Annotated in this window: 6 protein-coding genes; 5 read left to right on the top strand and 1 reads right to left on the bottom strand. The window is 57.8% G+C overall.

The genetic code is table 11. From position 1 onward, the window contains the following. The 5 genes from QZ511_RS16235 to QZ511_RS16215 form a co-directional block, all read left to right on the top strand. A partial coding sequence (locus QZ511_RS16235) for a MotA/TolQ/ExbB proton channel family protein (RefSeq protein ID WP_295804059.1) occupies positions 1 to 495 on the top strand: 495 nt, incomplete at its 5' end. Between the two features lie 154 nt (positions 496 to 649). Continuing rightward, positions 650 to 1,051: a biopolymer transporter ExbD gene (locus tag QZ511_RS16230; RefSeq protein ID WP_295804057.1), complete on the top strand. Its 402-nt coding sequence runs from the start codon at positions 650 to 652 to the stop codon at positions 1,049 to 1,051. A 5-nt stretch (positions 1,052 to 1,056) separates the two neighbouring features. After that, positions 1,057 to 1,677 (top strand): energy transducer TonB, encoded by a 621-nt coding sequence (locus QZ511_RS16225; protein ID WP_295804055.1) that lies wholly within the window; start codon positions 1,057 to 1,059, stop codon positions 1,675 to 1,677. 13 nt (positions 1,678 to 1,690) lie between these two features. Next, on the top strand, positions 1,691 to 3,028 hold the full coding sequence (locus QZ511_RS16220; RefSeq protein ID WP_295804054.1) for a lipopolysaccharide assembly protein LapB: 1,338 nt from the start codon (positions 1,691 to 1,693) through the stop codon (positions 3,026 to 3,028). Positions 3,029 to 3,266: 238 nt separating this feature from the next. Beyond that, complete coding sequence (locus QZ511_RS16215) at positions 3,267 to 3,932, top strand: energy transducer TonB (RefSeq protein ID WP_295804052.1); 666 nt, start codon at positions 3,267 to 3,269, stop codon at positions 3,930 to 3,932. A gap of 60 nt (positions 3,933 to 3,992) precedes the next feature. On the opposite strand, the gene ilvD is transcribed toward QZ511_RS16215, so the two are convergent. After that, a partial coding sequence (gene ilvD, locus QZ511_RS16210) for a dihydroxy-acid dehydratase (RefSeq protein WP_295804049.1) occupies positions 3,993 to 5,270 on the bottom strand: 1,278 nt, incomplete at its 5' end.

The raw sequence follows: 5,270 nt of genomic DNA, 5'->3' as shown, positions 1-5,270 counted from the left end.
AACGCCTTTATGGCGTCGGGCGGGCCAGTACTACTCCTGATCGCCGGCCTGACCTTCTTCATGTGGACGCTGATTTTTGAGCGGGTCTTTTACTTCAACGGCGGTCTGAAGCGCGATGTTCAGACTGCTGTGGATTCCTGGGAAGCGCGCCCCGAGCGCAAATCCTGGAATGCCCACCAGATCCGTTACGCGCTGATTTCCCGGGTATCCGAGAAAATCGACAGCAATATGGACATGATCCAGACCTGCGTTGCCCTCGCGCCGTTGTTCGGCCTGCTGGGTACCGTATGGGGCATGATCAACGTGTTCGAAGTGCTGGCGATTACCGGCGGTGGTGATGCCAAGCAGATGGCCAGTGGTGTATCCATGGCTACCATCCCGACTATGGCGGGCATGGTGGCAGCACTGTCTGGTGTATTTGCCAATACCTACATCACCCGTACTGCCCAGCGTGAGACCCAGCTGCTGGAAGACCATCTGACGATGGATCACTGACAGCACCACAATCAAGGTGACCGGCCGGTTTGAAAACCGTGCCGGACACCGAGAAGGTTTAGCCAAATCGCGGGACTTTCACTATCAATTAGATTGATGTGGGAGTTCCACAGGGCCAAATCTCGCTATTAGCATTTCGCTAGAGAGAGTTGCAATGAGCAGAAAACAGAATACGGCGGAAGAAGAAGGCGGCGCTATTGACCTCACGCCCATGCTGGACGTGGTGTTCATCATGCTGATCTTCTTTATCGTCACCGCGACCTTCATCAAGGAGCCGGGTGTTGACGTTCTGAAGCCGGAAGCGACTACCGCTGAACTCAAAGCCGCCTCTATTCTGGTCGCGATTAACGACAACGACGAAATCTGGATTGCCAAAGAGCAGGTAGACGATCGCCTGGTGAAGAACACCCTGGAGCGTCTCTATGCAGAAAACCCGAAAGGGTGGTTGGTAATTCAGCCCGATAAAAAGGCGAGTATCGAGAAGGTTGCCCTGATCGCTGAAGCGGCCAGGAAGATCGGAATCGAGAAAGTGTCGGTCGCTACAGAGAAGAGTTAACAGCTATGAACCCGGTAAGACTTTTAGGGGCGGGTGCGCTGGCAGTAGCCACCACTTTTGCCCTGATCTTCACCATGCATGCGCTGATCGCGGCAAACCTGGGTGCTCCCAAAGAAGAGGAGCAGATCAAGGTAGCCGATATCGTGATGCCGGAACAGAAGATCGAAACCCAATACGATACCAGCAAGCCGGACAAGCCCGACGAGCCCGAGCAGCCGCCGCCCGATATGCCGGAGCCGGAGTATGACGAGCCGAACGTGGACAATGCGCTGAACATGTCTGCACCGGCCGCCAACGCGGACCTGAAAGTGGGTGGTATCGGTGGCTTCGCCTCTGAGGGTGACTACCTGCCAATCGTGAAAGTACAGCCCCAGTATCCCCGTCGCGCTCTGCAGCGTGGCATCGAAGGCTGGGTAGTTGTGGAATACACGGTTACCAAGAACGGTTCTGTACGTGATCCGCGCGTTGTGGAAGCCTTCACCAAAGATGGCAACCCGACCACGATCTTCAACCGCGCTGCGATGAAGTCCGCGTTGAAGTACAAGTACAAGCCGCGGGTTGTTGACGGCGAGCCGATTGAAGTGCCTGGTGTAAAAACCAAGATCAGCTTCAACCTGGCCAAATAAATAGGGGACGCATATGAAAATGACGACCGTGACGAAAGGACTTTCCAAGTTCGTCCTGCGCACGTCAGTGGCGCTGCCCCTGGTACTGGCTCCGGCGGTCAGCGTGACCGTGCTGGAGGCTGCAGGTGTATCCGCTTCTTTCGCCCAGGCTGAGGCTCAGAGCGAACAGAAGACCCGCAAAGTGCCCGCCATGCGCGAAAGTGCTTTCAAGCTCCTGGGTAAGGCGCAGGAAGCTGCGGAAGCGCAGAAGTGGAATGAAGCACTGGCAGCGCTGAGGGAAATGGAAGCCGGCAAGTCCAAGTTGAATGGTTACGAAACCGCGCAGATGTATTACTTCTACGGTTTCGTTTACTACAGCATGGAGAAGTACCCGCAGGCGATTACCTACTACAAGAAGGTGCTGCAACAGGGGCAGGAGAACCTGCCGGTGGCACTGGAAGTCGGTACGCTGCTGACCATTGCCCAGCTGTACTTTGTGACCGAAGACTACAAGCAGGCGGTAAACTACCTGAACAAGTGGTTTGCGGTTTCCGACAAGATCGACGCCAACTCGTACGCATTGCGCGGCCAGGCTTATTACCAGCTGGGCGACAATGACAAGGCGCTGTCCGATATGAATCAGGCGGTGTCCATGTACGAAAAAGAAGGCAAGGTGCCCAAGGAGTCCTGGTTCGGCCTGCAGCGTTTCTTGTATTACGACAAGAACGACTACAAGAAGGTCACCAACATCCTTGAGAAGCTGGTGAAGCACTACCCCAAGGGTGAGTACTACAAGCAGCTGGCGGGTATGTACGGCGAGCTCAAGCGTGAAGACGATATGCTTCACATGATGGAAGCTGCCTACATTGCCGGTGCTCTGCAGAAAGAGAAAGAGCTGTTGAACATGGCCTATCTCTTTATGGGCGCGGAAGTGCCTTACAAGGGCGCCAAGGTGATCGACAAGGGCATCAAAGAGAAGAAGATTGCCCGCACTTCCAAGAATCTGGAAACCCTGGCTCAGGCGTACCAGATGGCTCAGGAGCTGCAGAAGTCGATTCCCGAGCTGGAAGCAGCTGCAAGCATGTCTGACAAGGGCGACCTCTATTCCCGTCTGGCCGGTATCTACCTGGATCTGGACAAGAATAAGCAGGCCGTTGATATGGGTGCCAAGGCACTGAAGAAGGGCGATATCAAGCGTCCGGATCAGCTGTACATTGTCCTGGGTATGGCCAACGCCAACCTGAAGAAGTACGACGACTCACTGAAGTACTTCAAGAAGGCCCTGGATGACAAGCGCTCCGAGAAATTTGCCAGACAGTGGATTTCTTTCGTAGAAAATGAGAAGAAGCGGGAAGACCAGCTGGCCATGTAATCAAAAAAGCATGGTCCGGGTTTTTCTCCGGAATTCTGAGGCCGCACACTGTGCGGCCTTTTTTTATGCCCGCGATTCCTGTGGCGGCAAATTTTGCATATTAAATGAACATTAAATGCGAATTATTTGCAAATTCGCCAGATTCAACTAAATACTGAAAGTAGCTGATCAGCTTTTTCCATTCGCACAGTTTGCTGTGCGGCCAACCAACACCTGAAAATAAAAAAGGAGAGGTGTTATGGAACAGGCTTATCTGCCCAACTCCATTTCCCAATCGTTCAGTCCCCGTTTTTTCCTGTCTCGCAGATCCATGGCGCTGGCCCGCAGTGGTGCCCTCGCCCTGGGGGTTACCGGCTTGCTGTTACTGGGTATGACCCAGCTGATTGCCACCGACTACCGGGCACCACCGGCGGATCCGCTACCCAAGATAGCGGATATCCATATGCCGGATGTAAAACCCACGGTGCAAAAAACCGAGCCGCCGGCGAAACCCCAGGAGCTGCCGCCGCCGGTGCAGCCGACCACGGTGGATCGCACGGTGAAGCCCGGCGAGGTGCCGGTCATCTTCCAGCCGCCGACAACCGATGGCACCGGACTCGATCCGACCATCGTCAGCTCCGACCCGCTGCCGATCTACAAACCGGCGCCGCGCTATCCCCGCCGGGCACTGGCGCGCGGCATTGAGGGGTACGTGGTGGTGGAGTTTACGATCACCAGCAGCGGCAGTGTGCGCAATGCGAGTGTGGTGGGGGGGTACGACAGCAGCGGTCAGCCCACCACCGTATTCGATCGCGCGGCGCTGAGCGCGGTAGCGCGCTTCAAGTACCGGCCGCCTATGGCCGAGGGACAGGCGGTGGAACAGCACGGCGTGCGCAACCGCATCGTTTTTAAAATGGCTGACTGAATGGGGTAATTGAGAAAAAAATAGCGGGCATTGTGCCCGCTATTTTTATATCGGCGTGGCTCAGTCGATTTCCCGCACCGCACCCTTGTCGGCACTGGTGGCGAGCAGGGCGTAGGCTTTGAGGGCCTTGCTGACCTTGCGCGGGCGTACCTTGGCCGGTTTCCAGCCTTGTGGACCTTTCTTGTCCATGGCTTCCCGGCGGCGATGCAGTTCCGCCTCGGGAATATCCACTTCGATAAGGCGGTTGGGAATGTCGATACGCACCAGGTCGCCGTCCTGTACCAGGCCGATATTGCCACCGCTGGCTGCTTCCGGGGAAACGTGGCCGATGGACAGGCCGGAAGTGCCGCCGGAGAAGCGGCCGTCGGTAATCAGCGCACAGGATTTTCCCAGCCCCTTGGATTTCAGGTAACTGGTGGGGTAGAGCATTTCCTGCATGCCGGGACCACCCTTGGGGCCCTCGTATCGCACGATCACGGCTTCGCCTTCTTTTACCCGGCCCTCGAGAATATTGGCGACGGCGTCTTCCTGGCTCTCGACAATGTGCGCGGGGCCTTCAAACTTCCACAGCTCCTCTTCGACCCCGGAGGTCTTTACCACGCAGCCGTCCGGTGCCAGGTTGCCGAACAGCACCGCGAGACCGCCCTCGGCGGAGTAGGCGTGTTCCACCGAGCGGATGCAGCCCTGTTCGCGGTCGCCGTCCAGGTTGTTCCAGCGGCAGTCCTGGCTGAACGCGGTCTGGGTGGGGATGCCCGCGGGGCCGGCGCGGAAGAAGCGGTGTACCGCGGGATCATCGGTGCGGCGAATGTCCCACTGTTCCAGCGCCTCCCTGAGGGAAGCGCTGTGTACCGTTGGCAGGCTGGCGTCCAGCAGGCCGGCGGCTTCCAGTTCACCGAGGATCGACATGACGCCACCGGCGCGGTGCACGTCCTCGATGTGGTATTTCTGCGTGTTCGGCGCCACCTTGCACAGCTGCGGGATCTTGCGCGACAGGCGGTCGATATCCGCCAGGGTAAAGTCGATCCCGCCCTCCTGGGCCGCAGCCAGCAGGTGCAGGATGGTGTTGGTGGAGCCGCCCATGGCGATGTCCAGGGCCATGGCATTGGCGAAGGCCGCGCGGTTGGCGATGGTGCGCGGCAGTGCGCTGTCGTCGTCGCCTTCGTAATAGCGCTTGGCCAGCGCCACAATCTCGCGACCCGCTCGCAGGAACAGTTCTTCGCGGTCCGCGTGGGTGGCGAGCAGGGTGCCGTTGCCGGGCAGGGACAGCCCCAGGGCCTCGGTCAGGCAGTTCATGGAGTTGGCGGTGAACATGCCGGAACAGGAGCCGCAGGTGGGGCA

Source organism: uncultured Microbulbifer sp. (assembly GCF_913055755.1).
Taxonomy (GTDB): Bacteria; Pseudomonadota; Gammaproteobacteria; order Pseudomonadales; family Cellvibrionaceae; genus Microbulbifer.
The sequence above is the reverse complement of the archived record's forward strand: the minus strand, read 5'-3'. Positions and strand labels throughout refer to the sequence as shown.